We start from the raw sequence: 26,997 nt of genomic DNA on the forward strand, positions 1-26,997 counted from the left end.
AACAGGAAGAGGACCACACGCGACCGAAGTCGATGTGGGAGCGGGTGACCAGCCACTGCTGTGGATGCATGGGCCAAGTGGAACAGGCATCCGGTTCCGCGTCAACTGACTTGAGATGTACGGCTCACAGTATGGACAGCCTTGACAGTGCACCGAAACGCCCACGTACTCTCGACGCACGGTCCTGCTGAGGGGCTCGGCCGTATCCGCGCCGCGCGGCGCGCTCGTGTGAAGGCATCACCCGTTCCGACGATCCCACGCGTCACGGAGCCTTCCCATGTCATCCGACACCCTCGCCAAACTTCCCACCGCCTCGGACACACCCGAGCCCGCGGACGCCCCGCGGATCGTCCCGCAGCGCCGCTACGGCCAGTGGACGGCGGCCGCCGCCGTCCTCGTGCTGCTGGGGTTCGCCGTCAACTCCGTCCTGCGCAACAAGGCGTTCCAGTGGGACGTCGTCGCCGACTACTTCACCTCCGACTCGATCCTGCGCGGACTGTGGCTCACGCTGTGGCTGACCGCCGTCGTGATGGTCCTCGGCTTCGCCCTCGGCACCCTGCTCGCCGGGTTCCGGCTGTCCGCCAACCCCGTGCTGCGCGCGGTCAGCTGGGGTTACGTGTGGCTGTTCCGGTCCATCCCGATCCTGGTGCAGCTGCTGCTGTGGTTCAACATCGGGGCGCTGTACCCGCAGGTGCTCGGTGTGAAGACCGTCAACCTGCTCAGCCCGGTCGCCGTCGCGGTCGTCGGCCTCACCCTGCACGAGGCCGCCTACGCCGCCGAGGTCGTCCGCGGCGGCATCCTCTCCGTCGACCGCGGGCAGATCGAGGCCGCCCAGGCGCTCGGCCTCGGCCGGCTGCGGCGCTGGTGGCGGATCGTGCTGCCGCAGGCGATGCGCTCCATCGTGCCGCCCGCCGCCAACATGCTGATCGGCACCCTCAAGGGCACCTCGATCGTCAGCATCATCGCCGTCAACGACCTGCTGTTCTCCGCCCAGTTGGTCTACCACCGCACCTATCAGGTGATCCCGCTGCTGATGGTCGCCACCCTCTGGTACACCGTGGTCACCTCGCTGCTCGGCATCGGCCAGTACTACGTCGAGAAGCGCTACGCGCGCGGCACGGTGAACGCCCGATGAGGCGGCAGCTGGTGATCGTCGGAGCCGGGCCGCGGGGGACCGGCATCCTCGAACGCCTGGCCGCCAACGCGCCCGAGCTGTACGAGGGGGCGGGCCTGGACATCCACCTGGTCGACCCGCACCCGCCGGGCGGCGGACGCATATGGCGGCAGGCGCAGTCCCCGCTGCTGTGGATGAACTCGCAGGCCGAGGACGTCACCATGTTCACCGACGACACGGTGGTCATGGACGGCCCGGTCCGCGAGGGCCCCACCCTGCACGAGTGGGCCGGGCTGGCGGGCCGCACCTTCCCCGACCGCCGGCTCCAGGGCCGCTATCTGCGCTGGGTGTACGAACGGGCCCGGGACGCCCTGCCCCCGGACGTCACCGTCCACCACCATCCGCACCGCGCCCTGCGGGTCGACGGGCCGCGCGAGGGCCGGCAGCGGGTGTGGCTGGAGGGCCGCCCGCACCCGCTCCTCGCCGACCTGGTGATCCTCGCCCTGGGCCACCTGGACGCCGAACCCGACGGCGAACAGGCCGCACTGGCCGCCTACGCCCGGGAACACGGCCTGACCCACCTGCCGCCCGACTTCACCGCCGACAGCGACCTCTCCGCGCTCAAGCCCGGCGAACCCGTCCTCGTCCGCGGCTTCGGGCTGGCCTTCGTCGATCTGATGGTGCTGCTCACCGAGGGACGCGGCGGACGGTACGAGGGCGAAACGTATCTGCCCTCGGGGCGGGAGCCGGTGCTGTACGTCGGCTCCCGGCGCGGGGTGCCGTACCACTCCAAGATCGGCTACGACTGGACCGGCGACCGGCCCCCGCTGCCCCGCTTCTTCGGGCCCGCCGAGGCGGAGGAACTGCTGGCCCGGCCCGGCGGGTTCGACTTCCGGCGCGATGTGTGGCCGCTGGTCGAGAAGGAGCTGGGCTTCGCCCACTACCACCGGCTCTTCACCGCCCACCCCGGGCGCACCGCGATGGCCTGGGCCGACTTCGAGGAGAAGTACGCGGCGGCCGACGGCCCCGCCGAGACCCGGGCCCTGGTCGCCGCCGCCGTGCCCGACCCGGCCGACCGGCTCGACCTCGCCGCGCTCGACCACCCGCTGGACGGCGTGCGCTACGCCTCCCACGACGCCTTCCAGGACGGGCTGCGCGACTACATCGACGCCGACCTGCGCCGCCGGCACGACCCGGCGCACAGCCCCGACCTGGCCGTCTTCCTCGGACTGCTCTCCGTCTACGGGCAGCTGGTGCGGCTCGGGGACATCGGTCCCTGGTGGCACGGGTTCTTCAGCTACCTGGCGTCCGGGCCGCCCGCGCCCCGGCTGCGGCAGATGCTCGCGCTGTCCCGGGCCGGGCTGCTCCGGTTCGTCGGGGCCGGGATGACCGTCACCGCCGAGGACGGCGTGTTCCGGGCCGCCGGCGCCACCGTGCCCGGCTTCTCCGTCGAGGCCCGCGCGCTGGTGGAGGCCCGGCTGCCCGACCCCGCCGTCGGACGGGTCCGCGACGGCCTGCTGCGCGGCCTGCGCGCCGACGCCGCCGAGACCCCCGACGGGCTGCTCCGGGTCGACCCCGTCGACGGCCGCGTCCTGGACACCGCCGGGCGCCCGCACCCGAGGCGGTTCGCGCTCGGCCCGTACACCGACACCCGCACCCCCGGCGTGTTCACCCGCCCGCGCACCGGTGGTCCCGCGTTCCGGCAGAACGACGCGACCGCCCGGGCGGTGCTGTCCTTCCTCCGCGCCCCACGAACAAAGGAACTCGCGCGATGAGCGTCATGGTCGACATCCGGTCGGTGCACAAGAGCTTCGGCTCGCTCGACGTGCTCAGGGGCATCGACCTCCAGGTGCGCGCCGGTGAGGTCACCGTCGTGCTGGGCCCGTCCGGCTCCGGCAAGTCCACCCTGCTGCGCACCATCAACCACCTGGAGAAGGTGGACCGGGGCGAGATCAGCGTGGACGGCGCGCTGATGGGCTACCGGCGGTCCGGGGACAAGCTGTACGAGCTGCCCGAACGCGAGGTCCTGCGGCAGCGCACCCGGATCGGGTTCGTCTTCCAGAACTTCAACCTCTTCCCCCACCTCACCGTCCTGGAGAACGTCGTCGAGGCGCCGGTGTCCGCGCTGAAGCGGCCCCGGAAGACGGCCGTGGAGAACGCGCGCCGGCTGCTGGAGCGGGTCGGGCTCGGGGACAAGGCCGACGCCTACCCGCGCCAGCTGTCCGGCGGGCAGCAGCAGCGGGTGGCCATCGCGCGGGCGCTCGCGCTGGAACCGAAGCTGCTGCTGTTCGACGAGCCGACCTCGGCGCTCGACCCCGAACTGGTCGGCGAGGTGCTGGACGTGATCCGGGACCTGGCGGCCCAGGGCACGACGATGATCGTCGTCACGCACGAGATCGCCTTCGCCCGGGAGGTCGCCGACACGGTGGTGTTCATGGCCGACGGCCGGATCGTGGAACAGGGGCCGCCGGCCGCGGTGCTGGGCGCTCCGCGGGAGGAGCGCACCCGGGCGTTCCTGGCGAAGGTGCTGTGAAGGTGGGGGACATGGGGCCGGGGTACGGCGCCGCACGGCCGGGGCGGCAGGGACGTACGCCCGCGCGGCGGGCACGGGGGTGCCGGGGATGAACGGGCTGCTGCACCTGGCCGCCGCCCTCGACCAGCCGGCCGCCGCCGGCCGGCCCGGTGTGCTCGACGGCGGGGCCTGCGCCGAGCTGGCCCGGCTCGCCGAACGCGGCGGGCTGGACTTCGTGACGCTGGACGACTCCTTCGCCCGGCCCGGACCCGACGCGCTCGGCGTGCTGTGCCGGGTGGCGCCCGCGACCCGGCGGATCGGACTGGTGCCGACGGTCACCACCACCCACACCAAGCCCGTCCAGGTGCAGGCCGCCGTGGCCACCCTGGACTGGATCAGCCGGGGCCGGGCCGGCTGGCGGATCGACGTGTCCGCCACCGAGGGGGAGGCCCGGCTGTTCGGCCGCCGGCCCGCGGCACCCGCCGACGCCCTGTGGCAGGAGGCCGGCGAGGTCGCCGACGTGGCCGCGCGGTTATGGGACAGCTGGGAGGACGGCGCGGAGATCCGGGACGTGGCCGCCGGCCGCTTCCTCGACGGCGACCGGGTGCACCGCGTCGACTTCACCGGCACCGCCTTCTCGGTCCGGGGCCCGTCGACCGTGCCCCGGCCGCCGCAGGGCCACCCGGTCCGCGTGGTCGACGCCACGGACGGCCCCGCCCGCGCGGTCGCCGCCCGGTACGCGGACGTGGCCCTGGTCCGGGCCGCCACACCCGCCCGGGCCGCCGAGGCCCGTGCCGCGCTGCGGGAGGCCGCGGCCGCCTGCGGACGCGGCCCGGACGTGCCGCGGGTCCTGGTGAGCCTGCTGGTGGACCTCGGCGACGGCGAGCACGCGGCCGAGCCGGGGCACGGCGGCGGCGGTCCGCGGATCACCGCGCAGGGCCCGCTGTACCGGGGCGGCCCGGTCGACCTCGCGGAACTGGTGGCCGGCTGGCACGCCGAGGGCGTCACGGACGGCTTCCACTTCGTCCCGGTCGCACCGCGCCGCGATCTGGAGCGGCTGGTCAACGGCACGGTGGCACTGCTCCAGCACCGCGGTCTGTTCCGCACCTTCTACCCGGGCGGCACCCTGCGCGAGCACCTGGGCCTGGCCCGGCCCGCGGGCCGGTACGCCCTGACCGGGGGAGCCTCGTGACCGTACGCCACCAGGTGCATCTGGCGGCCCTGGCACCGGGGGCCGGCCGGGACGGCGACGCGGCCGGCCGGTCGGTGTGGGCCGGCACCCGCGCCGGCTCGCGGCTCGCGTTCGCCACCTACGAACGGCTCGCCGGCACCGCCGAGCGCGGTCTGTTCGACTTCCTCCTGCTCGACGAGGAACCGCCGCTGCCCGAGCACCGCGGCCGGCTGCACGAGCTGGACCCGGTGGGCGGGCCCGAGCCGGTCGCCGTGCTGAACGCGCTCGCCGGGATCACCACCCGGCTCGGGCTGGCCGCCACCGTGAACGCCGTCTTCGGGGAGCCGTACGAACTCGCCCGCAGGCTGGCCACCCTGGACCACCTCAGCGCGGGCCGGGCGGGCTGGCGGGTGACGGCGCCGGCGGATGTCCGCCGGGGCCCGGACCACCGCTTCGAAGGGCCCTTCGACCCCTGCGGCCGGGCCGCCGAACTCGTCCTGGCGGCCCGGCGGCTGTGGGATTCGTGGAGCCCCGGCGGGGTGCCCCGGCCGTTCGCCCACCGCGGCCGGTACTTCGACATCGCGGGCGAGTTCGGGCTGCCCCGCTCGCCCCAGGGGCAGCCCGTGGTGATCCAGTCCGGGGAGACCGAGCGGGCCCGGGAGCTGGCCGCGGCCTCGGCCGACGTGCTCCTGGTCCGGCACGCCCCGCCGGGGCCGGCCCGCGCCCGCTACGCCGACGTCAAACGGCGGCTCGCGGCGTACGGCCGTACCCCGCGCGACCTGCGGATCATGTCCCTGATCACCGTCGTCCTCGGGGACACCGCGGCCGAGGCGCAGGAGCGGGCCGCCGGGATCAGACGGCACCTGGTCACCCCGCGGTACGCGCTGTACGCGCTGGAGCGCGTCTGGGGAACGGACCTGCCCGGATACGACCCGGACGGCCCGCTGCCCGACAGCGAGCCGGAGACCCGCGACCCCCGCCTGCGCGCGCTCGCCGCCCGCTGGCGGGCGCTGGCCGAGGAGAAGGGGCTGTCCGTCCGGGAGACGGTGATCGAGGCGAGCGGCCGGCAGTCCTTCGTCGGCACGCCCGACACGGTCGCCGCCGATCTGCACCACTACGCCGGGCAGGGGGCCGCCGACGGGTTCGTCCTGGTGCCGCAGCTCCCGGCCGGCGGGCTGGAGGAGTTCGTGGACCGGGTGGTGCCGCTGCTCCAGGAACGCGCCGCGTTCCGCACGGAATACCGGGGCGACACGCTCCGCTCCCATCTCGGGGTGCCGGGAGGGATCACCGATGAAAGGAATCTGAGATGACGACCGATGCGTCCGACGCCTGGAAGCAGTGGCACGAGCAGCGGGTGGAGAGCGTCTCGGCGCCCTACGGACCGCTCGCGCTGACCGCGACGCACTGGATCGAGGACTATCCGGAGGGGCGACTTCCGGACATTCCCGGGAACTGGGTGGCGGACGGCGACGGCGTGGTCCTCACCGCCGCCGCGGCCGACGGCCTGACCGTGTCCGGACGGCCCTTCACGGGCGAGGTCCGGCTGGCCGCCGACCAGGGCCCGGAGGCCGAGTCGCAGGTCGCGCTGGGTGCGCGGCGGCTGGTCGTCCTGGTGCGCGAGGGCGTGTGGGGCGTGCGGGTGTACGACCCCGAGTCCGCCGCCCGGCGGACCTTCCCGGGCATCGAGGCCACTCCCTACGACCCCCGCTGGGTGGTGCCGGGCCGGTTCACGCCGTACGAGAGCACGCGCACGATCCGGGTCGGCAACGCCGACGGCCGGGAACGCGGCTTCGCCCTCGCCGGCGAGCTGACGTTCCCGCTGGCCGGCCGGGAGCGGACGCTGAAGGTCGCGCAGCTGCCGGACGGGCGGCTGTGGGCGGTGTTCGCCGACGCCACCAGTGGGAGCACCAGCTTCCGGTTCCGCTTCCTGTACCCGCAGGCACCGGACGCCGAGGGGCGCACGAGCGTCGACTTCAACCGGGCCCAGCTCCCGCCGTGCGCCCTCGCCGACCACTTCATCTGCCCCTTCCCGGCCCCCGGCAACACGCTGGACGCGGCCGTCGAGGCGGGTGAGCGCCGCGTGGGCTAGGCGTTCGGGTGGTGGGGAGCGTGGTCCGACGGCCGAAAGGCACTCTTGTGCCGACCGGCCGTTCGGCCGAATACTCCCCACCAGCGCTTGTCAGGGGCATGCGTATGCCGAATCCGGCCGGGTCCCTGGCTGCGCCTCACGGGCCCCGACCCCACGCGGGCCCCCGACTTCCCTTGGAGGGAACGAAACGTGAGGATCAAGCGCACCACTCCCCGCGCCGGCACCACAAGACGCACCCGGCTGACCGCCGTGGCCGCCGGCTTCCTCGCCGCCGCCGCGTTCGCCGCCCCCACCGCCAACGCCGGTGACGCCCACACGTTCAGCGCCGCCCAGCTCACCCAGGCGAGCGACTCCGTCCTCAAGGCCGACGTCCCCGGCACGGCCTGGGCGGTGGACGCCCGGACCCACCGCGTCGTGGTCACCGCCGACAGCACGGTGACCCAGGCCGGGATCGCCAAGATCAAGAAGCAGGCCGGCGCGGCCGCGGACGCCCTGGTCGTCAAGCGCACGCCGGGCAAGTTCAACAAGCTGATCTCCGGCGGCGACGCCATCTACGCGAGCAGCTGGCGCTGCTCGCTGGGCTTCAACGTCCAGGACTCCAGCGGCGCCTACTACTTCCTGACCGCCGGGCACTGCACCGACGGCGCGGGCACCTGGTGGTCGGACTCCTCCCACTCCACCACGCTCGGCACCACGGCCGGCTCCAGCTTCCCCGGCAACGACTACGGCATCGTGCGCTACACCAACAGCTCGGTCGCCAAGTCGGGCTCCGTGGGCAGCCAGGACATCACCAGCGCGGCCACGCCCTCCGTGGGCACGACCGTCTACCGGCGCGGCTCCACGACCGGTACGCACAGCGGCCGGGTCACCGCGCTCAACGCGACGGTCAACTACGGCGGCGGCGACGTCGTCTCCGGTCTGATCCAGACCACCGTCTGCGCCGAGCCCGGCGACTCCGGCGGCCCGCTGTACGGCGGTACCACGGCCTACGGCCTGACCTCGGGCGGCAGCGGCGACTGCACCTCCGGCGGCACGACGTTCTTCCAGCCGGTCACCGAGGCGCTGAGCGCCTATGGAGTGCACGTCTTCTGACCGGCCCCGCACCGGTCCGGCCCCCGCGCGCCCCAGGGCACGCGGGGGCTTCGTCATGCGGTCGCGCAGATGTTTGCGCAGGTCGGAGGGGTGCTCCGATAAGTCGTACACATGTTCGGAATGGAGGTAGGGTGGGAAGAGAAGTAGGGAACTAGTGTTCGAGAGTCGTTCGGGACTCCATGTGTGCGGGAGGTGGCTGTGCCGGGCTTCGCGCATCTGCACACCGTCTCCGGGTTCTCCCTGAGGTACGGGGCGTCCCACCCGGAGCGGCTGGCCGAGCGCGCCGCGGAACGGGGCATGGGCGCCCTCGCCCTGACCGACCGCGACACCCTCGCCGGCACCGTGCGCTTCGCCAAGGCGTGCGCCGGGGCGGGCGTCCGTCCGCTGTTCGGAGTGGACCTGGCGGTGGCGGCGCGGCGGACCGCGCCGCGGGAGCGGCGGCGCACCCCGGTGCGCGGCGGCGCCTTCGTGGACGAGTCGGCGCCCCGGGTGACCTTCCTCGCCCGGGACGGCGCCCGGGGCTGGGCCGGCCTGTGCCGGCTGGTCACGGCGGCGCACGCCGGGGGAGGGACCCCGCTGCTGCCGTGGACCGCCCACCGGGACGACGGACTGCTGGTGCTGCTCGGACCGGAGTCGGACGTCGGACGGGCACTCGCCGCCGGGCGGCCCGACCGGGCGGCGGAGCTGCTGGTCCCGTGGCGCGAGGTCTACGGCGACGCGCTGCGGCTGGAGGCCGTCTGGCACGGGCGGACGGGCACGGGGACCGGTTCCCTGCGGCTGGCGGCCCGTACCGTCGGGTTCGCCGCCGAGCAGGGGGTGCGGCCGGTGCTCAGCAACGCCGTCCGGTACGCCGATCCCGGGCAGGGACCGGTCGCCGACGTGCTGGACGCCGCGCGCCGTCTGACGCCGGTCGACCCGCGGGGCGGGCTGGACTCGGGCGAGGCGTGGCTGAAGGACGGGCGGGCCATGCTGGACGCCGCCGAGCGGGTCGTGGAGGCCGCCGGGTTCCGGCGGGAGGCCGCCGGCCGGCTGCTGGAGCAGACCCGGGCCGCCGCCGCCGAGTGCCGGGTCGACCCCCGGGACGACCTGGGCCTGGGCAGCGTGCACTTTCCCGAGCCGCACCTCGTCGGCGCCGGCCGGCGCACCGCGCAGCGGGCGCTCGCCTCCCGGGCGGCGGCGGGCATGCTGCGGCTCGGCTACGGCGGCCGGCGCGCGTACTGGGAGCGGATGCACGACGAGCTGGACATCATCGCCCACCACGGCTTCGCCTCGTACTTCCTGACGGTCGCCCAGGTCGTTGACGACGTCCGGGAGATGGGCATCCGGGTGGCCGCCCGCGGCTCCGGCGCCGGGTCGCTCGTCAACCACCTGCTGGGGATCGCGCACGCCGATCCGGTCGAGCACGGACTGCTGATGGAGCGCTTCCTGTCCAGGGAGCGGGTGGTGCTGCCCGACATCGACATCGACGTGGAGTCCGCGCGGCGGCTGGAGGTCTACCGGGCGGTCATCGGCAGGTTCGGCGGCGAGCGGGTCGCGACCGTCGCCATGCCGGAGACCTACCGGGTCCGGCACGCCATCCGGGACGTGGGCGCCGCGCTGTCCATGGACCCGGCCGAGATCGACCGGGTCGCCAAGTCCTTCCCGCACATCCGGGCCCGGGACGCCCGGGCCGCCCTGGAGGAGCTGCCCGAGCTGAGGCGGCTGGCGGCGCGCAAGGAGGAGTACGGCAGGCTGTGGGAGCTGGTGGAGGCGCTCGACGCGCTGCCGCGCGGGATCGCCATGCACCCGTGCGGGGTGCTCCTGTCCGACGCCTCCCTGCTCGCCCGTACGCCGGTGGTGCCGACCAGCGGCGAGGGGCTGCCCATGGCGCAGTTCGACAAGGAGGACGTGGAGGACCTGGGGCTGCTCAAACTGGATGTGCTGGGCGTGCGGATGCAGTCGGCGATGGCGCACGCGGTCGCCGAGGTGGAGCGGGCGGCCGGGCGGCGGATCGACCTGGACGCGGTGCCGCCCGGGGACCCGGAGACGTACCGGCTGATCCGCTCGGCCGAGACGCTGGGCTGCTTCCAGATCGAGTCGCCCGGCCAGCGGGACCTGGTGGGACGGCTCCAGCCGAGCACCTTCCACGACCTGGTCGTCGACATCTCGCTGTTCCGGCCCGGGCCCGTCGCCGCCGACATGGTGCGGCCCTTCATCGAGGCCCGGCACGGCCGGGCGCCGGCGCGCTATCCGCACCCGGACCTGGAGGAGGCGCTGGCGGGGACGTACGGGGTCGTCGTCTTCCACGAGCAGGTCATCGACATCGTCGCCACCCTGACCGGCTGCGGACGGGGCGAGGCCGACCGGGTGCGGCGCGGACTGTCCGACCCGGAGTCGCAGGGACGGATCCGGGTGTGGTTCGCGCAGCGGGCGGCGCTGCGCGGGTACGACGCGGAGACGATCCGGCGCACCTGGGAGATCGTGGAGGCGTTCGGGTCGTACGGCTTCTGCAAGGCGCACGCCGTCGCCTTCGCCGTGCCCACCTACCAGTCGGCGTGGCTGAAGGCCCATCACCCGGCCGCCTTCTACGCCGGACTGCTCACCCACGACCCCGGGATGTACCCGAAGCGGCTGCTGCTGGCCGACGCCCGGCGGCGCGGGGTGCCGGTCCTGCCGCTGGACGTGAACGTCTCCGGGGCCGCCCACCGGATCGAACTGGTGTCCGAATCACCGGAGGTGTGGGGACTGCGGCTCGCCCTCCGCGACGTCCACGGCATCAGCGAGGCCGAGGCGCGGCGGATCGAGGACGGACAGCCGTACGCCTCCCTGCTGGACTTCTGGGAACGGGCCCGGCCCAGCAGACCGCTGGCCGGACGGCTCGCCCAGGTGGGCGCGCTGGACGCCTTCGGCGCCAACCGGCGCGATCTGCAACTGCACCTGACCGAGCTGCACCGGGGCGCCCGGGGCGGCGGCGGTGGCCAGCTCCCGCTCGCCGGGGGCCGGCGGACCGCGCCGGCCGGGCTGCCGGACCTGACCCCGGCGGAACGGCTCAGCGCCGAGCTGGGCGTGCTGTCCATGGACACCTCGCGCCATCTCATGGACGACCACCAGGAGTTCCTGGCGGAGCTGGGCGTGGTCTCCGCGCGCCGGCTGCGCGAGGTCCGGCACGGGGAGACCGTGCTGGTCGCGGGCGCCAAGGCGGCCACCCAGACCCCGCCGGTCCGGTCCGGCAAGCGGGTCATCTTCTCCACCCTGGACGACGGCACGGGCCTGGTCGACCTCGCGTTCTTCGACGACTCCCACGACGCCTGCGCCCACACCGTCTTCCACTCCTGGCTGCTGCTGGTGCGCGGAGTGGTGCAGCGGCGCGGACCGCGCAGCTTCAGCGTGGTGGGCTCCGCCGCCTGGAACCTCGCCGACCTGGTGGAGGTGCGGCACGCGGAGGGCCTCGACGGGGTCGCGGCCCGGCTGGCCGGACCGTCCGGGACCACGACGGAGGACGGCGGCGGGGACGGTCCGCTCCGGGCCCGGCTCGCCGGTTCCGACGGACGGCCGGCGCCGGCCGGCTCCGCCGCCCCGGGCGCGGGGACGGGCCGGACGATCCGCCTGCCCACGGGCTACGAGATGCACCCCTGGGCCGATCTGCGGCCCGCGGGTCAGGACGCCGCGCAAGCACCCGCGGCGATACGGAAGTTGTGGCACCAGAGTCCGGGGAGTGCGGGATGACCATCCTCTGCGTACGTTTCCAGCTGCCGCCGGCGTCCGAGGCGGCCCTGCCCGGACTGCTCGGGCTGCTGGAGGAGTTCACCCCGGTCGTGGAGGCGCTGCCGCCGGACGGGGCGCTGGCCGATCTGCGCGGCGCCGAGCGGTACTTCGGGCGCGACGCGGTGGAGCTGGCCTCGGTGATCCGGGTGCGGGCCCTCGCGCGGTACGGCGTCGACTGCGTGATCGGCGCCGGTCCGGACCCGATGCTGGCCCGCGTGGCGCTGCGCGACGCCCGGCCCGGGACGACCCGCGCGGTGCCCGCGGACGCCGTCGCCGGGTTCCTCGCGGACAAGCCCGTGACCGCGCTGCCCGGCGTCGGCCCGGCGACCGCCCGCGTCCTGGGCGAGTACGGCCTGGACACCCTGGGCCGGGTCGCCGCCGCACCGCTGTCCACGCTCCAGCGGCTGATCGGCGCGCGGGCGGGCCGGGAGCTGCGGGAGAAGGCGGGCGGCGTCGACCGCGGCCGGGTCGTCCCGAACGGCGTCGCGCGGTCGCTGATGACGGAACGGGCCTTCGGCATCGACGAACTGGACCCGGACCGGCACCGCAAGGCACTGCTGTCGGCCACCGAGGAGATCGGCGCCCGGCTGCGCGCGGTGGAGAAGGTCTGCCGCACCCTGACCCTGACCGTGCGCTACGCCGACCGCTCCGCGACCACCCGCAGCCGCGCCCTGACCGAGCCGACCGCGCACTCGGCGGCCCTGACGAAGGCGGCCTACGGCATGTACGAGGCGCTCGGGCTCCAGCGCGCCCGGGTCCGCGCGCTCGCCCTGCGCGCCGAAGACCTGACCTCCGCCGACCGGGCCGCCCACCAGCTCACCTTCGACCCCGTGGACGAGAAGGCCCGCCGCATCGAGGAGGTCGCGGACCGCGCCCGGGCGAAGTTCGGCCCCCACGCGATCCGTCCGGGCACGCTGGCGGCCTGACCGGCGGGGCCGCTCCCGGGCCCGGCGGGCGCCGGGTCCGGTGAGCACCGGAAGTTTTTACCGACGCGTAACTTCACGCGTGCGCTACTCGCCCGTAACTTGACGGATGAACAGCATCCCGTGATCCGGATCACAGGGTCAGGCCCGTGCACCCCCCTTGAGCCGCAAGGAGATCACACGATGCTGCCCTGGAAGAGAGCGCTCAGACCGCTCGCCGCGCTGCTCCTCGGCGTCGCCGCCGCCCTCGTGCCGGCCGCCGCCGCAAGCGCCTCCGGCACCGCCGCCGCCGCCCCCAGCCGGGGCTGGAACGACTACACCTGCAAGCCGTCCGCCGCGCACCCCCGCCCCGTCGTCCTCGTCCACGGCACCTTCGGCAACTCGGTCGACAACTGGCTCGGCCTCGCCCCGTACCTCACGGACCGCGGCTACTGCGTCTACTCGCTCGACTACGGCCGGCTCCCCGGCGTCCCCGTCTTCCACGGCCTCGGACCCATCGCCGAGTCCGCCGGGCAGCTGTCCGCCTTCGTCGACCGGGTGCTCGCCGCGACCGGAGCCGCCAAGGCCGACCTGGTCGGCCACTCCCAGGGCGGCATGATGCCCCGCCACTATCTGAAGTTCCTCGGCGGCGCCGCCAAGGTGAACGCCCTCGTCGGCCTCGCCCCCGACAACCACGGCACCGACCTGGACGGCCTCACCCGCCTGTTGCCGTACTTCCCCGGCGCCGCGGACCTGCTCGAAGCCGCCACTCCCGGCCTCACCGACCAGATCACCGGCTCCGACTTCGTCACCCGGCTCAACGCGGGCGGCGACACCGTCCCCGGAGTGCGCTACACCGTCATCGCCACCCGGTACGACGAGGTGGTGACCCCCTGGCGCACCCAGTACCTGAGCGGCCCCGGCGTCCACAACGTCCTGCTCCAGGACCTGTGCCCGCTGGACCTGTCCGAGCACCTCGCGATCGGCCTGACCGACCGGATCGCCTTCCACGAGGTGGCCAACGCCCTCGACCCGGCCCACGCCACCCCCACCACCTGCGCCTCGGCCCTCTGAGGCCCGTCGGGGCCTGTCCGGCCTGAGCCGCCGGACAGGCCCCGGCACCTCACCACCGGTGACGGCGCACCGGGCGCGATCCCGTGGGTGATCCGAAGCTAGCCCGGGGACGGCGGGAAGTCGCCGGCCGCGGCGATCCTTATGGTCTGCTTAAGGCTGCGCTGAGCCCCCGCTCAGACGGAGGCGTCAGCCGTCGGGCCACCAGACGCGTGCGATGTCCTTGCGCACCTCCGGGCGGTCCGCCGGGCGCTCTCGCGCCTCCTCGCGGATCCGCCGGCTGTCGGTCCTCTTCGGGAGCTTTTGCAGGGTCACACGGCGCATGGCTGCCTCCTCCAGTGCCCGCCGGGCTCCGCTGTGCGCGGAGGCGGACGTTTGTGGCGAGAGTTCCTCGGGTGCCGGTATGTCGGTGGCGGCTGTCACGACCGCACTGTCAGTGGCGTGTGTCACCCTCTGGGCATGACGAGCGAGAACACGTCCAGCGTTGCGGCTGCCCAGGAAACGGACTGGGATGCGCGGGCCGCCGCTTTCGACGACGAACCGGACCACGGGCTGCGCGATCCCGAGGTCCGCGCGGCCTGGGCCGGCCGCCTGCGCGCCTGGTTCCCCGCGCCTCCCGCCCACGTCCTCGACCTCGGCTGCGGCACCGGCAGCCTGGCGCTCCTCGCCGCCGGACAGGGCCACCGCGTGACGGCCGTCGACCGCTCCCCGGCGATGACCGAGCGCGCCCGGGCCAAGCTGACCGGGCACCCGGCGGAGGTCCTGCGCGGGGACGCCGGGGCCCCGCCGGTGGGCGGGCGGCGCTTCGACGCGGTCCTGGTCCGGCATGTGCTGTGGGCCCTGCCGGACCCGGCCGGCGCGCTGCGGCACTGGCGGGAGCTGCTGCGGCCCGGCGGCCGGTTCGTGCTCGTGGAGGGCGTCTGGGGAACCCTCGCGCCGGTCGGCATACCCGCCGATCGGCTCACCGCCCTGCTGGAGCCGCTGGTCCGGGAGGCGCGCGTGGAGCGGCTCTCCGGGGACTCGGCGCTGTGGGGCAAGGAGGTCGACGACGAGCGGTACGCAGTGGTGGCCATGGTGTGACCCGGTGACCCGGTGACCCGGTGACCCGGTGACCCGGTGACCCGGTGACCCGGTGACCCGGTGACCCGGTGACCCGGTGACCCGGTGACCCGGTGCCGCCCGGCCCGGTCAGGCCAGCAGCGCGGTGAAGCCGCCGTCGCGGACCGCCAGCGCCTCCAGCGTGTCGAGCGCGGCCACCGCGGCGGCCGCGGCCCCGGGGTCCGCCGCCGCGAGCCCGCCGGCGGCGAACTCGTCCTCGTCCAGGCGCCGCACGTCCCGCCCGTCGGCCGACCGCCACAGGTCCAGGTCGAGGTCCTCCACGACCAGCTCCGCGCCCGAGCGCACCGCGGGGCGTGTGACGTCGCAGTACCAGCCCTTGACGGAGCCGTCCGCGGCGCGGACCTCCTTCACCGCGTACCACCGGTCCCGCCAGTAGTACTCGGTGAACACATCGCCCGGCTCGAACCGCACGAACCCGAAGTCGCGGACCCCGGCACCCGCCCACGGCGCGCGCACGGCGATCCGGGTGCCGTCGTCCTGGAGCAGCTCCGCCGGGTAACGGATCTTCGTCCGGCCCGCCTTGCGCAGGACGACCTCCAGCCGGCCCGCCGGTTCAGCAGAGTTCGCGGACAGGGCGCACCTCCGGGTTCGGATTCCGCATGAGCACGGTCATGAGCAGGCACCGTACGGGCCGGGAGACCGGACCGCCTCTGATTTTCCGGCGGATGCGGGACAATCGCCCCTGTGAGCCTGAAGATCCGCATCGATGACAGCGCGCCCCCGTACGAGCAGGTGCGGGCGCAGATCTCCGAGCAGGCGCGGTCCGGGGCGCTCCCGGTGGGGTACCGGTTGCCGACCGTGCGCGGGCTGGCCGAGTCCCTGGGGCTCGCGGTGAACACCGTGGCCAAGGCGTACCGGGCGCTGGAGGGCGACGGGGTGATCGAGACGCGGGGCCGCAACGGCACCTTCGTGGCCGCCGCCGGCTCGGCCGCGGAGCGCGAGGCGTCCCTCGCCGCCCAGGCGTACGCCGAGCGGGCCAGGCGGCTGGGGCTGGGCGAGCCGGAGGCCCTGGCCGCCGTACGCGACGCCCTGCGGGCGGCCTACGGGGGGTAGGGGGCCCACCGCCCCAGGCCGGGGCCCGGCAGCCCCGGGCCGGCCCCGGCACCATCGCGCCGTACCGGCCGGAGAGGACAAGCCGACCGGGCCGCCGCTCGCCTCTCGCCCGCCGGTGGCGGGAGGTCGCGTGTGTCTCGCCCGCCGGTGGCGGGGCAGGTCACGTGCGTCTCGCCGGTTCCGGTGCGCGGCTGGTCGGCAGGCCCGCTCGCCTCGCCGTCCGGGCGAACGCCACCGCGTCCGCCACCGCCGCACCGCCCGGATCGTTGTTGAAGTACGCGTACACGTCCTCCCCGTCCGGCCAGGTGGTCGCGATCCGGTCCGCCCAGGTCTCCAGGCTGCGCCGGCCGTAGCGCGGCCAGGGGCGGGCCCGGCCCTGGTGGAAGCGGACGTAGCCCCAGCCGGTGGTGCGCCACAGCGGTGTGACCGGGCGGGCCAAGACGTCCGCCCAGCACAGAGCCGCGCCCCGGGACGTCAGCACCTCGCGCACCTCGGCCGTCCACCAGGAGTCGTGCCGGGGTTCCACCGCGACCCTCGTGCCGGGCGGGAAACAGGCCAGGCAGGCGTCCAGCAGGGCCGGGTCCGCGCGCAGGGTGGGCGGGAGCTGGAGCAGGACGGGGCCGAGCCGGTCGCCGAGGCCCGCCGCCTGCGTCAGCAGCCGGTGCACCGGTTCCCCGGGCTCCTTCAGCCGCTTGACGTGGGTGAGGAACCGGCTGGCCTTGACCGCGACCACGAAGTCCGGCGGCACCCGGCCCCGCCAGGCGGCGAAGGTGTCGTAGGACGGCAGCCGGTAGAACGCGTTGTTGACCTCCACGGTGGCGAAGAGCCGCGTGTACTCCTCCAGCCACAGCCGCGCCGGCACCCCGGCCGGGTAGACGAGGTCCCGCCAGTCCTTGTACTGCCACCCCGACGTGCCGACATACAGGGTCATACCCTCATGAAAGCACTCACAGGTACAGCCCCGCGTCCGCTCCCTCCCGCGCCCCCGGCACCGAGGTCGGCGAGGTGCCCCGGCGCAGCGCGTACAGCTCGGCCAGGGTCGCGCCGTCCCGGCCGACGCCCTGCTCGGTGCCGAGCCAGTCCACCGCCTCCCGGCGGGTCAGCGGGCCCACCTCGATACGGGCCAGGCAGCGGCCGGGCCGGACCACGGCCGGGTGCAGTCGCTCCAGGTCCTCGTTGGTGGTGACCCCGACCAGCACGTTGCGTCCCTGGCCGAGCAGCCCGTCGGTGAGGTTCAGCAGCCGGGACAGGGCCTGGCCCGCCGTGTGCCGGGCCTCGCCGCGGATCAGCTCGTCGCAGTCCTCCAGCAGCAGCAGCCGCCAGCGGCCCTTGCCCGCGCCGTCGTCCTCGCCGATCGCGATGTCCATCAGATAGCCGACGTCGGAGAAGAGCCGCTCGGGGTCCAGGACGCAGTCGACCTGGCACCAGTCCCGCCAGGAGCGGGCCAGCGTGCGCAGCGCGGAGGTCTTGCCGGTGCCCGGCGGGCCGTGGAGCAGCAGCAGCCGGCCGGCGATGTCGTCGGGAGTGGTCCGCATCAGACGGTCCATGGCGCCCGCCACCGGTGCCGTGTAGTTGCCCCGGACCTCGTCCCAGGTGCCGGCGGAGATCTGCCGGGTGGTGCGGTGCGGGCCGCGCCGGGGCGAGACGTACCAGAAGCCCATCGTCACGTTCTCGGGCTGCGGTTCCGGCTCGTCGGTCGCGCCGTCCGTGGCCTGGTCGAGGATGCCCTTGGCCAGTTCGGCGCTGGTCGCGGTGACCGTCACGTCCGCGCCCCGGTTCCAGCGGGAGACCAGCAGGGTCCAGCCCTCCCCCTCGGCGAGGGTGGCGCTGCGGTCGTCGTCGCGGGCCACCCGCAGCACCCGGGCGCCGTCGGGCAGCAGGGTCGCTCCCGAGCGCACGCGGTCGATGTTCAGCGCGTGTGAGAACGGCTGCTCGCCCGTCGCGAAGCGGCCGAGGAACAGCGCGTCGACGACGTCGGACGGCGAATCGGAGTCGTCGACGTGGAGCCGGATCGGCAGAGCGTCCTGTGGGTTCGCGGCCATGCCGCCCATGATCCGGCACGGACGGGCTCCGCGCACGGTATTTCCGCCCTGACGTTCCGTCGGAGGCGGCCCCGCTCGCTGTGGACGGAAGTTGACGGATGATCGGCCAATATGACATGTCCACGTAATAACTGAGCGGTGAACGACATGCGGCGAATATGTTGAGAGGGCAAAAGTTTTGGCATGGACACTTCCCGTCAACGCGCGTAGTTGCTACGAAAGTTACGGCAGAGATCCTGCTAAAGGAGGTTCCATGAGACGTTCCCGTTTCACCGGATTCGTGACCTCGCTCCTCCTCGCCGCCGGCCTCGGTCTCACCGGGGCCGCTTCGGCGCAGGCGTCCCCGACAGCGGCGGCCGGCGGCTATGTGGCGCTCGGCGACTCCTACTCCTCCGGGGTGGGCGCCGGCAGCTACATCAGTTCGAGCGGCAACTGCGACCGCAGCACCAAGGCGTTCCCGTACCTGTGGAACGCCGCCCACAGCCCCTCCTCGTTCGCCTTCAACGCCTGCTCGGGCGCGACGACGGACGACGTACTCGCCGGCCAGCTCGGCTCCCTGAACTCCTCCACCTCACTGGTGTCCCTCACGGTCGGCGGCAACGACGCGGGCTTCTCCGACGTCATGACGACCTGTGTGCTCCAGTCCGACAGCACCTGCCTGTCCCGGATCAACACCGCCAAGGCGTACGTCGCCAACACGCTCCCCGCCAAGCTGGACGCCGTCTACAACGCGATCACGGCCAAGGCCCCGTCCGCCCGGGTGGTCGTCATCGGCTACCCCCGCTTCTACCTGCTGGGCCAGACCTGCCTCGGCCTCTCCGAGACCAAGCGGTCCGCGATCAACGACGCCGCCGACTACATGGACGCCGTCATCAAGACCCGTGCCACCGCCCACCACTTCGCCTTCGGCGACGTCCGCACCACGTTCACCGGCCACGAGATCTGCTCCGGCGACTCCTGGCTGCACAGCGTCGACTGGCTCGACATCGGCGAGTCGTACCACCCGACCGCGGCCGGCCACTCCGGTGGCTACCTGCCGGTGTTCACCAGCGCGGCGTGACCGTACGGGCTCGCCCTTCCGGGTGAAAACTCCGGGCCGTCACCGGGCCGGGCACGTGAGATCGCCCACGTTCCGTCCGCTCCCGGCCGTCCCCGCGGACGGCCGGGAGCGCGGTACCGGAGTGATCGCTTCCGTGTCCGCGCGCGAGGCCGCCGTCACCCTCGCCGGACCCGGCGGCCCGCCCGCCGGGCTCGGCCCCTCCCTGGCGTCACCCGCCGTAACCACCGGACCGGACGCCGGACCAGCTCGCCCCGCCGGCCTGCCGATTGTCCAACTCACCCTGAAATCGGTCGGATTCGGAGAGTAGTCACCGAGGGATGGTCAACCCCCTTACAGGGAAGGTGAATCCTGTGCCCGAGATACCCGTGTGCTCCACCGGGGCGATAGGGTTAGCCTGCCCGGGCCGGGTGACTCGTACGGGTGGGGAGTGACATGGAACAGATAACAGTACGCAGCAGGGCCAGGGTCCCTGCGATCACCTGCGGGAGCAGCGCGACCAGTTCGCGCCTCGACCGCCATCTGTCGGTGCTGGCGGGACCCGCCATACCGCAGCGGGAGACGGTCGAGGCGACCTCGCTCATGCGTGAGCTGACGGCACGTGCTCCGGTACACGCGCGCAGCGACCGGGGCGCGCGGGTCAGCCGCGTCTCCCTCTTCGCGCCGCTGCGCCGGCTGCGCCGCTCGCTGTTCGGCGGTCACTGACCGCGCCGCGGGTCCCCCCACCCGGGCAGGGGGGCCGCGCTCAGGCCGCCACACCGTCCCGGCGCAGCGCTGCCACCTCGTCGTCCGTCATCCCCACGGCACGCAGCAGCGCTTCGGTGTGCTGCCCGAGCGCGGGCACGTCACCCATCCGTAGTTCGTCTCCGCCCGGCAGCGTGAGGGGCGGCAGCAGCGCCTGAAGCGGCCCGGCCGGCGTTCCCACCCGGCGCCACCGCCCCCGGGCCGCGAGCTGCGGATGCTCCGCCAGCCCGCGCAGATCCCGCAGTCGGGCGCAGGCGATGCCCGCCCTCTCCAGCCTGGCCACCGCCTCCTCGGTGTCCAGCACCCGCAGCGCCCCGGCGACCAGCGCGTCGGTCCGCTCCCGGTGTGCGACCCGCGCGGCGTTCGTCGCGTACGCCGGGTCCGCGGCCAGCTCCGGGCGGCCGATCACCTGTCCGGCCAGCCGCCGCCACTCGCGGTCGTTCTGCACGGACAGCAGCACCCGCCCGCCGTCCGCCGTCGGATAGGCGTCGTACGGCGCGATCACGGCGTGCGCGAGCCCGGTGCGGACGGGCGGCTCGCCGCCGTGCATCGTGTGGTGCAGCGGATGCCCCAGCCACTCCGCGAGCGCCTCCAGCATCGACACCTCCACCGGCCCGCCCCGTCCGGTCGTCCCGCGCCGTACCAGCGCGGCGAGCACACCGGAGAACGCGTACATGGCCGCCGCGATGTCCGCCGCCGGGATGCCCGCCTTCACCGGCTGCTCCGGCGTCCCGGTCACCGACACCAGCCCCGACTCGCACTGCACGAGCATGTCGTAGGCCCGCTTGTCCGCGTACGGCCCCGAGCCGCCGTAGCCCGAGATGTCCACCGCGATCAGCCGTGGGTGGGCGGCGCACAGCGTGGCCGCGTCCAGGCCGAGCCGGGCCGCCGCGCCGTGCGCGAGGTTCTGCACGAACACGTCCGCGTCCGCCACCAGCCGCCGTACGACGTCCAGGCCGCGCGGGTCCTTCAGGTCCAGCGCGAGGGACTCCTTGCCGCGGTTGCACCACACGAAGTGCGAGGCGAGACCGCCGGCCGCGGTGTCGTACCCGCGCGCGAAGTCGCCGCCGTCGACCCGCTCCACCTTGATGACCCGGGCGCCCAGGTCGGCGAGCTGCCGGGTGGCGAACGGCGCGGACACGGCCTGCTCGACGGCGACGACGGTGATGCCCTCCAGGGGCAGGGGGAGTTGCTCCATGGGGTGGATGATCTCCCCTGGCCTCCGCTGCTGTCAGCAGCGCGGGGTCACCCGGCCCGTGCGTACCGGCGCACCGCGAGCGGCAGGAACAGCGCGGTCAGCGCCAGACTCCAGGCGAGCGCCCCGGCGACCGGGTGCGCCACCGGCCAGGCGGCGCCCTGAGGGACGGGCGCGTTGCCGAAGAGGTCCCGCAGGGCGGTCGTCACCGCGCTGATCGGGTTCCACTCGGCGAGCGTGCGCAGCCAGCCCGGCAGGTGGTCCGTGGGGATGTACGCGTCCGACAGCAGCGGCAGCACGAAGGAGGCGGCGCCGAGCTGCCCGGCGGCCTCCTCGCTGCGGGTCAGCAGACCCAGGAACACCCCGGCGCAGGTGCAGGCGAACCGGAAGAGCAGCAGCAGCGCCACGGCCCCGGCCGCCCCGGCCGCGGACCCCTCGATCCGCCAGCCCACGGCCAGCGCCACCAGCAGCAGCGGCACGGTCCCGACGGCCGTGACGACGAGGTCCGCGACGGCCTGCCCGAGCGGTACGGCGGCCCGGCTCACCGGCATCGTGCGCAGCCGGTCCGCCACACCCCGGTGGACGTCCTGCGCGGCCTGGAACATACCCGTCATCACCCCGCCGGCGGCCGTGGCGACGAGCAGTCCGGGCACCAGGAAGGAGCGGTACTCGCGGCCCGGCATGGCCAGGGCGCTGCCGAACACATAGCCGAAGAACAGCAGCATGTTGACCGGCATCATCAGCGTCAGGACCGTCAGCCCCGGGTTGTTGCGGACCCGGCGCAGCTGGCGGCCCGTCATCGCCAGTCCGTCGTACGCCCATGCGCTCACGCGGCACTCTCCTCGTTGTGGGCGGACTCTCCGGTGAGCCGCAGGAAGACGTCGTCGAGGGTGGGCGGCCGGATGCCGGCGTCCAGCAACGGCACGCCGGCCGCGTCCAGTTCGCGCACCAGGCGGGGCAGGGTCAGCGTGGGGTCGGTGGTGACCGCGCCGACCGCGTTCCGCTCCCGGTCGAACACGGGCTCACGGCCGGTCAGCCGGTCCAGCACGGCCGCGGCCCGCGCCAGCGCGCCGGCGTCGGCGACGACGGCCTCCACGGACGACCCGATGAGCGCCTTGAGCGCGGCGGGGGAGCCGGAGTGGGCGACCCGGCCCCGGTCCACCAGGGCGATGTCGTCGGCGAGCAGGTCGGCCTCCTCCAGGTACTGCGTGGTCAGCAGCACGGTCGTGCCCTCCTCCTTCAGTTCGCGCACGGTCTGCCGGATACGGGCGCGGCTGGCCGGGTCGAGTCCGGTGGTCGGCTCGTCCAGGAAGAGCACGTCGGGCCGGCGGACCAGGCTCGCGGCGAGATCCAGGCGGCGGCGCATGCCGCCCGAGTACGTCGACGCCTTCCGGCCGGCCGCCTCGGTCAGCCCCAGGCGCTCCAGCAGTGCGTCCGCGCGGGCGGCCGGCCCGCGCACCCGGTGCAGCCGGGCGAACAGCCGCAGGTTCTCCCGGCCGGTGAGGTCCCCGTCCACCGTGGCGTACTGCCCGGTGACCCCGATCCGGCGGCGCACGGCCGCCGCCTCCCGCACCAGGTCGTGTCCGGCGATCCGCGCCGAGCCCGCGTCCGGGCGCAGCAGCGTGGTCAGCAGCCGCACCGCCGTCGTCTTCCCCGCCCCGTTCGGCCCCAGCAGCCCGCAGACCGTGCCCTCGGCGACGGCCAGGTCCAGCCCGCGCAGGGCCCGCACAGCGCCGAAGCGCTTCTCCAGACCTTCACTAAGTACAGCGTACGTAGTAGTCATGCCGGGACCATACCGCACTACGTACGGTGTACGTAACTACGATGGTGGCCGAGGTGATGATCCATGGCAGTCCGAGGGGCCGTCCCCGAGGTGATCTGGGCGCGCCCCGAGCGCACCGGCCGGGGGCCGAAACCGGCGTACACGCGCGACGACATCGCCGCCGCGGCCGTCCGGATCGCCGATGCGCGGGGGCTCGACGCCGTGTCGATGCGGCACGTCGCGGCCGAGCTGGGCTGCGGCACCATGTCGCTGTACAACTACGTCCCCCGCAAGGAGGACCTGTACGAGCTGATGGTGGACGCGGCCGGCGCGGAGCACGAGGCGTGGGAGCCGAGCGGCGACTGGCGGGCCGACATGCGCCGGGTCGCCCGGCAGACCCGGGAGCTGATGCGCCGGCACCCGTGGTTGCCGCGCCTGATGTCACCCGTCTACGGCTTCAGCCCGAACGCCCTGCGCTACCTGGAGCACTGCCTGGCCTGCCTGGACCCGCTGGAGGCGGCGTACGGCACCAAGCTGGAGTGCATCGCGATGCTGAACGGCATGGTCACGACGTACGTCCGCAACGAACTCGACACCGCCGAGCGGGTGCGCGCTTTGCCCTGGTCGGAGGAGCAGGAGAACGCGGTCCGCATCGCCTACCTGGGCGGCCGGATCGCCAGCGGCGCCTATCCGAGGATGGCGGCGGCCTTCCTGGCGGACGCGGGACCGATCGACCTGGAAGCGGTGTTCGAACGGATGGTGGAACGGGTCATCGATTCCTTCGACCCGGAACGGGGGAGCCGGTGAGAGGGCGGCGGTCCGGAACGGGGGCCGTGCGTCGGTGACGACGCGGAGCGCGGGGGCCGTGAGTCGGTGGCGGCCCGGAGCGGGCGAGCCGTGAACCGGTAACGGTCCGGAGCCGGGGAGCCGGTGAACCGGCGGCGATCCCGAGCGGGGGCCGTGTGTCGGTGGGGTGTCCGGTGGTACCCCGGCTGACGGTCGCGCCGGGCCGGTGCGCCGGCGGTCAGAGCAGGGCGAACTGGCCGTCCGGGCCCTCCTCCTGGTGGTCCAGGACCGAGGCGGGGCGCCGGGAGCGCTCCGGAACCGGCAGGACGCCCGCCTCCCGCAGTTCGGCCGCCGTGACCGGGGACGTCACCTCCAGTCCGTCCCGCAGGGCCCGCACCTCCGCCAGCAGCGCCAGGACCGTGATCAGCTCCAGCAGCTCCGACGTCCACTCCTGCGGCCAGGACGCCGGGCGGATCGCGGCGAGCGTGCCCGGCCCGGCCGGGGCGGTGCGGGCCGAGAACCAGGACGGGAGCACCCGGACCCCGGCCACCTCGAACTCCCAGACCCCGGGCGGGACCGGGGAGATACGGCCCTCCTCCAGGTACAGGGCCTCCTCGTCGGGGTCGTAGCGCAGCGCGAGCGGGCGCGGAGGCAGGGGCGCGCGCACGTACGGCCGGCGCCCGCCCGGCAGCCGGGGGCGCTCGCCGTCCCGCCGCATCAGCCACAGCGCCCGGCGGCCCAGCTCCACGCCGGAGGCCCACAGGTCCGGGTCCGCGGTGAGCGGGACGGTCAGGTCCGGGCGGACCGCCGCCACGATCCAGGCCAGCAGGTCCGGTGCCGGGACACGGACGCCCAGCCGGGCCGACAGCAGGTTTGGCAGGCCGGGGGCGAGATTCGGTTCGGCGGCGCCGGGGCGGCGGTAGAGCGGGCGGATCCGGCCGGCGCGCAGGGCGGGCAGCAGCCCGGTCGCCAGCAGCGGCAGGCCCGCGTCGCCCGACTCCACCGTGAACACCTGCCCCGCGTCCGCCACCCGCCACAGCTCCGGGCGGGCCGCGTCGATCAGCCGGTGGTCCGGGATCAGCCACTGCTCGTCGAAGGGGGCGGCGAGCACCCGCACCGGCTCCGCGCAGGGCCCTTCGGCGCGCGCGAGCCGCCGCGTCCCCGTGGACTGACCGGGCAGCTGGCCCACCGCCGAGGTGAGCGCCCGCGCGCGGGTCGGCTCGAACAGGGCCTCCCGGTCCGGGCCTTCGGCCTTGAGCAGGGCGTCCCAGCGGGCCCGCAGCGAGGCCGCGTCCGGTGCCGCCGGCCAGGCGCGGCCCAGCCGCAGCGGTGCGACGGACCACGGCATGAGGTCCGCCAGCGGCGGCGCGTCGTCGTGCGTCACGCTGGGCATGGTACGGCCTGACCCGCCCCGCGATCAGGTGGCGTCGAGCGTGACGGTGAACGAGAACCGGTCACCCCGGTAGTGGATGACCGCCACGTCCAGTACCCGGCCCGCGGAGTCGTACGTCACCCCCGTGTAGTGCAGGATCGGGCTGAGCAGCGGCACGTCGAGCAGCCGGGCCGTCTCCGGGTCGGCGAGCCGGGCCTCCACGGTGTCCGTGATCCGGCTGATGTCCGCCTTCACCACGTCCCGCAGCACCTTCGTCATCGGCCAGCGGACCAGGTCCCGCGGGTCGATCCGCTCCGCCAGATCGGGACGGATGTGGTTCACGGCGTGGTTGGTCGGCTCGCCGGTCTTCTCGTCGCTGCGCAGCCGGTGGTACGACGCCACCTCCGCCAGCTCCGGGAAGTACTCGGTGAGCCCGGCCGGCACCGGCACCCGGCCGTGGTCCAGCAGTTCGGTCGTCATCCCGGACTGCTGGGCCACGATCGCGTCCACCGAGCCCAGCAGCCGCACCGGCGTCCCGCGCCGCGCCCCGGGCTCGATAAACGTGCCGCGCCGCCGGTGCCGGCTGATCAACCCCTCGTCCTCCAGCTCCTTCAGCGCCTGCCGCATGGTCAGCACGCTCACGCCGTAGTGCTCGGCCAGCCGTTCCTCGGTGGGCAGGCGCAGCGGGTCGGCGGGGGAGCGGCCCAGTATCGAGGCGCGCAGCGACTGCGACACCTGGTACCACAGCGGCAGCTTGCGGTTCAGGACGATCGAATCCGGAGCGAAGGAGGTCACGCGGCTATCCGTACCCGGCGGGGAACGTCCGGCGCAATGGCGCCGGTCATCCCCGGAAGTGACGTTCCAGTCCGCGCCACACGTCGTCGTAGCGCTGCTGGAGGTGGTCCGCCCCGGCCGCCCGCGCGGTGAGCGTCACCGGCCAGCGGGTCTCGAACATGAAGGCCAGCCCGTCGTCGACCTTCTGCGGCCGCAGCTCGGCCGCGCTCGCCCGGTCGAACGTCTCCCGGTCCGGGCCATGGGCCGACATCATGTTGTGCAGCGAGCCGCCGCCCGGCACGAAACCCTCCGCCTTGGCGTCGTACGCGCCCTCGATCAGGCCCATGTACTCGCTCATCACGTTCCGGTGGAAGTACGGCGGCCGGAACGTGTCCTCGCCCACCAGCCAGCGCGGCGCGAAGACCACGAAGTCCACACCGGCCAGGCCCGGCGTGTCCGACGGAGAGGTCAGGACCGTGAAGACCGACGGGTCCGGGTGGTCGTAGGAGATGGTGCCGATCACATTGAACCGGCGCAGGTCATAGACGTACGGCACATGGTTGCCGTGCCAGGCGACCACATCCAGGGGACTGTGGTCGTAGGTGGCCGTCCACAGGGAGCCGCAGAACTTGTTCACCACCTCCACCGGGCCCTCGACGTCCTCGTACGCGGCGACCGGCGCCCGGAAGTCCCGCGGGTTCGCCAGGCCGTTGGCGCCGATCGGACCGAGGTCGGGCAGCCGGAACGGCGACCCGTAGTTCTCGCACACATAACCGCGCGCGGACTCGTCCGTCAGCTCCACACGGAAGCGCACCCCCCGCGGGATCAGCGCGACCTGGGCCGGCTCCACATACATTCGGCCGAACTCGGTGTGCAGCAGCAGTCCGCCGCGCTCGGGCACGATCAGCAGCTCACCGTCGGCGTCCGAGAAGACCCGCTCCATCGAGGCGTTGGCGTGATAGAGGTGCACCGCCATGCCCGTGCGCTGGGTCGCGTCGCCGTTGCCGCCCAGTGTCCACAGGCCGCCGAGGAAGTCGGTGCCGGCCGGCGGCTCGGGCAGCGGGTTCCAGCGCAGCCGGTTGGGGTCGGGCACGGTCTCGGTGAACGGCGCCGTGCGCAGCGCGCCCTCGCCGGTGCGGGTGAACGCCGGGTGCGCGGCCGAGGGGCGGATGCGGTACAGCCACGAGCGCCGGTTGTGCGCCCGCGGCTCGGTGAACGCCGTACCGCTCAGCTGCTCGGCGTACAGGCCGAGCGGTGCGCGCTGGGGCGAGTTGCGGCCCTCGGGCAGGGCGCCCGGCACCGCCTCCGAGGCGTGTTCGTTGCCGAATCCGGTCAGATACGACAGCCCCTCGGCGGTCTTCCGTACGTCCCCGCTCATGATCGCTCCTCGCGTCCCGA

The 26,997-nt window shown here is 74.2% G+C and carries 25 protein-coding genes; 15 read left to right on the forward strand and 10 right to left on the reverse strand.

The window, feature by feature from the left end:
* Positions 1-277 precede the first annotated feature (277 nt).
* The 10 genes from ACH4OA_RS15470 to ACH4OA_RS15515 all read left to right on the forward strand — a co-directional run bounded on the left by ACH4OA_RS15470 (position 278) and on the right by ACH4OA_RS15515 (position 13,698).
* Entirely contained in the window at positions 278-1,135 is an 858-nt protein-coding gene (locus ACH4OA_RS15470; protein WP_365877618.1) for an amino acid ABC transporter permease, read from the forward strand.
* A complete protein-coding gene (locus ACH4OA_RS15475) occupies positions 1,132-2,889 on the forward strand; it encodes an FAD/NAD(P)-binding protein (RefSeq protein WP_365877620.1) in 1,758 nt (585 codons plus the stop codon). The genes ACH4OA_RS15470 and ACH4OA_RS15475 overlap by 4 nt, the downstream gene beginning before the upstream one ends.
* The gene (locus tag ACH4OA_RS15480; RefSeq protein WP_365877622.1) at positions 2,886-3,647 is read left to right on the forward strand and encodes an amino acid ABC transporter ATP-binding protein; all 762 of its coding nucleotides are present in this window, start codon (positions 2,886-2,888) and stop codon (positions 3,645-3,647) included. The genes ACH4OA_RS15475 and ACH4OA_RS15480 overlap by 4 nt, the downstream gene beginning before the upstream one ends.
* Before the next feature lie 88 nt (positions 3,648-3,735).
* On the forward strand, positions 3,736-4,818 hold the full coding sequence (locus ACH4OA_RS15485; protein ID WP_397969406.1) for an LLM class flavin-dependent oxidoreductase: 1,083 nt from the start codon (positions 3,736-3,738) through the stop codon (positions 4,816-4,818).
* Positions 4,815-6,107, forward strand: coding sequence for an NtaA/DmoA family FMN-dependent monooxygenase (locus ACH4OA_RS15490; protein WP_397969408.1), 1,293 nt, complete (start codon positions 4,815-4,817; stop codon positions 6,105-6,107). The genes ACH4OA_RS15485 and ACH4OA_RS15490 overlap by 4 nt, the downstream gene beginning before the upstream one ends.
* Positions 6,104-6,886 carry a DUF1684 domain-containing protein gene (locus ACH4OA_RS15495; protein ID WP_397946627.1) on the forward strand — a complete coding sequence of 261 codons (783 nt, stop codon included), beginning with the start codon at positions 6,104-6,106 and terminating at the stop codon, positions 6,884-6,886. Before ACH4OA_RS15490 ends, ACH4OA_RS15495 begins: the two co-directional genes overlap by 4 nt.
* Positions 6,887-7,075: 189 nt before the next feature.
* Positions 7,076-7,978: a S1 family peptidase gene (locus ACH4OA_RS15500; RefSeq protein WP_365877628.1), complete on the forward strand. Its 903-nt coding sequence runs from the start codon at positions 7,076-7,078 to the stop codon at positions 7,976-7,978.
* Positions 7,979-8,176: 198 nt separating this feature from the next.
* Positions 8,177-11,683 carry a DNA polymerase III subunit alpha gene (locus ACH4OA_RS15505; protein WP_397969591.1) on the forward strand — a complete coding sequence of 1,169 codons (3,507 nt, stop codon included), beginning with the start codon at positions 8,177-8,179 and terminating at the stop codon, positions 11,681-11,683.
* On the forward strand, positions 11,680-12,648 hold the full coding sequence (locus ACH4OA_RS15510; protein ID WP_397969410.1) for a DNA polymerase thumb domain-containing protein: 969 nt from the start codon (positions 11,680-11,682) through the stop codon (positions 12,646-12,648). The genes ACH4OA_RS15505 and ACH4OA_RS15510 overlap by 4 nt, the downstream gene beginning before the upstream one ends.
* Positions 12,649-12,828: 180 nt before the next feature.
* Positions 12,829-13,698 (forward strand): esterase/lipase family protein, encoded by an 870-nt coding sequence (locus ACH4OA_RS15515; protein ID WP_397969412.1) that lies wholly within the window; start codon positions 12,829-12,831, stop codon positions 13,696-13,698.
* A 186-nt stretch (positions 13,699-13,884) separates the two neighbouring features.
* On the opposite strand, the gene ACH4OA_RS15520 is transcribed toward ACH4OA_RS15515, so the two are convergent.
* Positions 13,885-14,019 (reverse strand): hypothetical protein, encoded by a 135-nt coding sequence (locus ACH4OA_RS15520; RefSeq protein ID WP_397937131.1) that lies wholly within the window; start codon positions 14,017-14,019, stop codon positions 13,885-13,887.
* Positions 14,020-14,154: 135 nt separating this feature from the next.
* On the opposite strand from ACH4OA_RS15520, the gene ACH4OA_RS15525 reads away from it, so the two are divergent.
* On the forward strand, positions 14,155-14,775 hold the full coding sequence (locus ACH4OA_RS15525; RefSeq protein WP_397969413.1) for a class I SAM-dependent methyltransferase: 621 nt from the start codon (positions 14,155-14,157) through the stop codon (positions 14,773-14,775).
* Between the two features lie 108 nt (positions 14,776-14,883).
* Here ACH4OA_RS15525 and ACH4OA_RS15530 read toward each other — a convergent pair whose 3' ends face one another.
* Positions 14,884-15,387 carry a DUF402 domain-containing protein gene (locus ACH4OA_RS15530; protein ID WP_397937201.1) on the reverse strand — a complete coding sequence of 168 codons (504 nt, stop codon included), beginning with the start codon at positions 15,385-15,387 and terminating at the stop codon, positions 14,884-14,886.
* Between the two features lie 111 nt (positions 15,388-15,498).
* On the opposite strand from ACH4OA_RS15530, the gene ACH4OA_RS15535 reads away from it, so the two are divergent.
* Positions 15,499-15,867 carry a GntR family transcriptional regulator gene (locus tag ACH4OA_RS15535; protein WP_397937127.1) on the forward strand — a complete coding sequence of 123 codons (369 nt, stop codon included), beginning with the start codon at positions 15,499-15,501 and terminating at the stop codon, positions 15,865-15,867.
* A 160-nt stretch (positions 15,868-16,027) separates the two neighbouring features.
* On the opposite strand, the gene ACH4OA_RS15540 is transcribed toward ACH4OA_RS15535, so the two are convergent.
* The gene (locus tag ACH4OA_RS15540; RefSeq protein WP_397937125.1) at positions 16,028-16,798 is read right to left on the reverse strand and encodes a DUF72 domain-containing protein; all 771 of its coding nucleotides are present in this window, start codon (positions 16,796-16,798) and stop codon (positions 16,028-16,030) included.
* A gap of 16 nt (positions 16,799-16,814) precedes the next feature.
* A complete protein-coding gene (locus ACH4OA_RS15545) occupies positions 16,815-17,909 on the reverse strand; it encodes a DUF5925 domain-containing protein (RefSeq protein ID WP_397969415.1) in 1,095 nt (364 codons plus the stop codon).
* 253 nt (positions 17,910-18,162) lie between these two features.
* Here ACH4OA_RS15545 and ACH4OA_RS15550 point away from each other — a divergent pair, with 253 nt between their 5' ends.
* Positions 18,163-18,969, forward strand: a complete 807-nt coding sequence (locus ACH4OA_RS15550; protein ID WP_397946621.1) for an SGNH/GDSL hydrolase family protein — start codon at positions 18,163-18,165, stop codon at positions 18,967-18,969.
* 432 nt (positions 18,970-19,401) lie between these two features.
* Complete coding sequence (locus ACH4OA_RS15555; protein WP_365882107.1) at positions 19,402-19,671, forward strand: hypothetical protein; 270 nt, start codon at positions 19,402-19,404, stop codon at positions 19,669-19,671.
* Between the two features lie 40 nt (positions 19,672-19,711).
* Here ACH4OA_RS15555 and ACH4OA_RS15560 read toward each other — a convergent pair whose 3' ends face one another.
* From ACH4OA_RS15560 to ACH4OA_RS15570, 3 genes are read right to left on the reverse strand one after another with little or no spacing between them, the layout of a single operon-like run.
* Complete coding sequence (locus ACH4OA_RS15560) at positions 19,712-20,908, reverse strand: CaiB/BaiF CoA-transferase family protein (RefSeq protein ID WP_365882109.1); 1,197 nt, start codon at positions 20,906-20,908, stop codon at positions 19,712-19,714.
* Positions 20,909-20,955: 47 nt separating this feature from the next.
* Positions 20,956-21,735: an ABC transporter permease gene (locus tag ACH4OA_RS15565; RefSeq protein ID WP_397937120.1), complete on the reverse strand. Its 780-nt coding sequence runs from the start codon at positions 21,733-21,735 to the stop codon at positions 20,956-20,958.
* On the reverse strand, positions 21,732-22,688 hold the full coding sequence (locus tag ACH4OA_RS15570) for an ATP-binding cassette domain-containing protein (RefSeq protein WP_397969417.1): 957 nt from the start codon (positions 22,686-22,688) through the stop codon (positions 21,732-21,734). Before ACH4OA_RS15570 ends, ACH4OA_RS15565 begins: the two co-directional genes overlap by 4 nt.
* A 63-nt stretch (positions 22,689-22,751) precedes the next feature.
* Between ACH4OA_RS15570 and ACH4OA_RS15575 the strand changes: the two genes are divergently transcribed.
* Complete coding sequence (locus ACH4OA_RS15575) at positions 22,752-23,474, forward strand: TetR/AcrR family transcriptional regulator (protein WP_397969418.1); 723 nt, start codon at positions 22,752-22,754, stop codon at positions 23,472-23,474.
* Between the two features lie 217 nt (positions 23,475-23,691).
* Here ACH4OA_RS15575 and ACH4OA_RS15580 read toward each other — a convergent pair whose 3' ends face one another.
* The 3 genes from ACH4OA_RS15580 to hmgA are packed head-to-tail and all read right to left on the reverse strand — an operon-like array spanning position 23,692 to position 26,977.
* A complete protein-coding gene (locus tag ACH4OA_RS15580; protein ID WP_397969420.1) occupies positions 23,692-24,846 on the reverse strand; it encodes a type ISP restriction/modification enzyme in 1,155 nt (384 codons plus the stop codon).
* Positions 24,847-24,870: 24 nt separating this feature from the next.
* Positions 24,871-25,620 carry a GntR family transcriptional regulator gene (locus ACH4OA_RS15585; protein ID WP_397969421.1) on the reverse strand — a complete coding sequence of 250 codons (750 nt, stop codon included), beginning with the start codon at positions 25,618-25,620 and terminating at the stop codon, positions 24,871-24,873.
* A gap of 46 nt (positions 25,621-25,666) precedes the next feature.
* Positions 25,667-26,977 carry a homogentisate 1,2-dioxygenase gene (gene hmgA / locus ACH4OA_RS15590; RefSeq protein WP_397969423.1) on the reverse strand — a complete coding sequence of 437 codons (1,311 nt, stop codon included), beginning with the start codon at positions 26,975-26,977 and terminating at the stop codon, positions 25,667-25,669.
* Positions 26,978-26,997: the final 20 nt, after the last annotated feature.

This window comes from Streptomyces sp. NPDC017095, from assembly GCF_044332325.1.
Taxonomy (GTDB): domain Bacteria; phylum Actinomycetota; class Actinomycetes; order Streptomycetales; family Streptomycetaceae; genus Streptomyces.

Coding starts and splice junctions, on each gene's coding strand:
- ACH4OA_RS15510 (WP_397969410.1), top strand. CDS start 11,680: ATGACCATCCTCTGCGTACGTTTCCAGCTGCCGCCGGCGTCCGAGGCG.
- ACH4OA_RS15555 (WP_365882107.1), top strand. CDS start 19,402: ATGGAACAGATAACAGTACGCAGCAGGGCCAGGGTCCCTGCGATCACC.
- ACH4OA_RS15470 (WP_365877618.1), top strand. CDS start 278: ATGTCATCCGACACCCTCGCCAAACTTCCCACCGCCTCGGACACACCC.
- ACH4OA_RS15575 (WP_397969418.1), top strand. CDS start 22,752: ATGGCAGTCCGAGGGGCCGTCCCCGAGGTGATCTGGGCGCGCCCCGAG.
- ACH4OA_RS15550 (WP_397946621.1), top strand. CDS start 18,163: ATGAGACGTTCCCGTTTCACCGGATTCGTGACCTCGCTCCTCCTCGCC.
- ACH4OA_RS15520 (WP_397937131.1), bottom strand. CDS start 14,019: ATGCGCCGTGTGACCCTGCAAAAGCTCCCGAAGAGGACCGACAGCCGG.
- ACH4OA_RS15580 (WP_397969420.1), bottom strand. CDS start 24,846: ATGCCCAGCGTGACGCACGACGACGCGCCGCCGCTGGCGGACCTCATG.
- ACH4OA_RS15515 (WP_397969412.1), top strand. CDS start 12,829: ATGCTGCCCTGGAAGAGAGCGCTCAGACCGCTCGCCGCGCTGCTCCTC.
- ACH4OA_RS15480 (WP_365877622.1), top strand. CDS start 2,886: ATGAGCGTCATGGTCGACATCCGGTCGGTGCACAAGAGCTTCGGCTCG.
- hmgA (WP_397969423.1), bottom strand. CDS start 26,977: ATGAGCGGGGACGTACGGAAGACCGCCGAGGGGCTGTCGTATCTGACC.
- ACH4OA_RS15570 (WP_397969417.1), bottom strand. CDS start 22,688: ATGACTACTACGTACGCTGTACTTAGTGAAGGTCTGGAGAAGCGCTTC.
- ACH4OA_RS15495 (WP_397946627.1), top strand. CDS start 6,104: ATGACGACCGATGCGTCCGACGCCTGGAAGCAGTGGCACGAGCAGCGG.
- ACH4OA_RS15545 (WP_397969415.1), bottom strand. CDS start 17,909: ATGGCCGCGAACCCACAGGACGCTCTGCCGATCCGGCTCCACGTCGAC.
- ACH4OA_RS15540 (WP_397937125.1), bottom strand. CDS start 16,798: ATGACCCTGTATGTCGGCACGTCGGGGTGGCAGTACAAGGACTGGCGG.
- ACH4OA_RS15525 (WP_397969413.1), top strand. CDS start 14,155: ATGACGAGCGAGAACACGTCCAGCGTTGCGGCTGCCCAGGAAACGGAC.
- ACH4OA_RS15560 (WP_365882109.1), bottom strand. CDS start 20,908: ATGGAGCAACTCCCCCTGCCCCTGGAGGGCATCACCGTCGTCGCCGTC.
- ACH4OA_RS15475 (WP_365877620.1), top strand. CDS start 1,132: ATGAGGCGGCAGCTGGTGATCGTCGGAGCCGGGCCGCGGGGGACCGGC.
- ACH4OA_RS15485 (WP_397969406.1), top strand. CDS start 3,736: ATGAACGGGCTGCTGCACCTGGCCGCCGCCCTCGACCAGCCGGCCGCC.